This window comes from Pseudoalteromonas sp. S3431, assembly GCF_000690035.1.
Taxonomy (GTDB): Bacteria; Pseudomonadota; Gammaproteobacteria; order Enterobacterales; family Alteromonadaceae; genus Pseudoalteromonas; species Pseudoalteromonas fuliginea.
Genome location: NZ_JJNY01000014.1, coordinates 1 through 1,417, shown reverse-complemented (window position 1 = coordinate 1,417; position 1,417 = coordinate 1). Strand labels below are relative to the sequence as shown.

The 1,417-nt window shown below is 37.8% G+C and carries 1 protein-coding gene and 1 pseudogene; one reads left to right on the top strand and one right to left on the bottom strand.

Annotated features, from left to right (window positions below):
• Positions 1 to 117: 117 nt before the first annotated feature.
• Positions 118 to 837, top strand: a pseudogene (locus DO88_RS0118210) (transposase); the annotation flags it as partial.
• A 36-nt stretch (positions 838 to 873) separates the two neighbouring features.
• Here the strand turns inward: DO88_RS0118210 and DO88_RS14580 are convergent.
• Positions 874 to 1,380, bottom strand: a complete 507-nt coding sequence (locus tag DO88_RS14580; protein ID WP_157600355.1) for an STM3941 family protein — start codon at positions 1,378 to 1,380, stop codon at positions 874 to 876.
• Positions 1,381 to 1,417: the final 37 nt, after the last annotated feature.

Genomic DNA, 1,417 nt, shown 5'->3' with positions numbered 1-1,417 from the left:
CTTGGCGCTTTCTTGCAATTGCCATAAGACACCCTGCTTATTTTTCACACTGATAAAAGCCTAGTACTTAGTTCACTAAACTGCAAAAAATAGGATGGGTGTCACTGTTATCGTCCTTGTGACTTCTTACTGCGTTGGCCCTCTCTTGCTCACGCTAAAAAAGCGAGGAAACAAACACTACTCGACTTCTTTAATCAACATAATTCCCGCTACCCACTCGTTAATGAAAAGCGGATAAAAGAAATAAAAGATGCAGAAATTCTCACCGAAGATATGGCGGTGATCACGCCAAACTTATTACTTATTGAATGCCTCATTCCGCAACTTAAACAGCTAATGTTGGCAATAACACGATTTGATGACGAAATTAAAACACTTTATAAGCAACATACAGATCGCGCTATTTTTGATAGTTTACCCGGTGCAGGCCCACAATTAGCACCTCGATTATTAGCCGCTATGGGGTCAAATCGTGACCGCTATAAGTGCGCCGCTGACATACAAAAATACGCAGGCATTGCTCCAGTAACCGAACGCAGTGGCAAGAAAGAATGGATACACTGGCGGTACTCATGCACTAAATTTTTAAGGCAAACATTTGTGGAATGGGCTGGATTATCTGTGCGTTATTCATTTTGGGCTAAAGCATATTATCGGCAGCAAGAAGCCAAAGGAAAACCTCATAATACCATCATCAGATCATTGGCATTTAAGTGGATACGAATCCTATTTAGGTGCTGGAAGACACATACGCCCTACGATGAATCAACTTACTTAACGGCATTGAAAAGTAAGGGATCACCGCTGTTAAAATTTGCGGTGGAAAGTGAGCTTTAGCGCTTGCTGTCCACCTCAGGGCGTGTTGTTATACGTTTACTGCACATACAGGCTTGAATATTCTTCTAATATGGCATCAAGCTCTTTTGCTGTACATCTTAAATTTTCAGTAACTAGTACAATAGGTGTTTTGTACCACATTTTAGTTATTTTAAAATAAAGCTTAGAGAACCAATTAAGGTTACTAAAAAATTTATTGTCATCATTTAAGTGAATAGAAAAATGTGGTGGTGGATTCAAATCAGGGCAGTTTATTAATTTAACATTTGACCATTCAATTAGGATGTCATTGGGCAATGTTGAATTATCAATTAACCCTTCTGGTGTAAAAATAAGACCTAAACAAGTGCTTCTGACAATTAAAAATTGTGCATATGAATAAACACTCATCATAAGACCTAGGGCTGTAAATAATATTGAATATGTAAGACTTATTTTCCCGATATTCAGCCAATAAACACCATATACAATTAAAGGAGGTCCAATTAACAAACTTAGTAAAGCGTAAAATATTGCTTTTCGTTTGCTTATCTCAATTTGCACCACAACTCCTTAAACGTATAGACATAATGACTCCCAC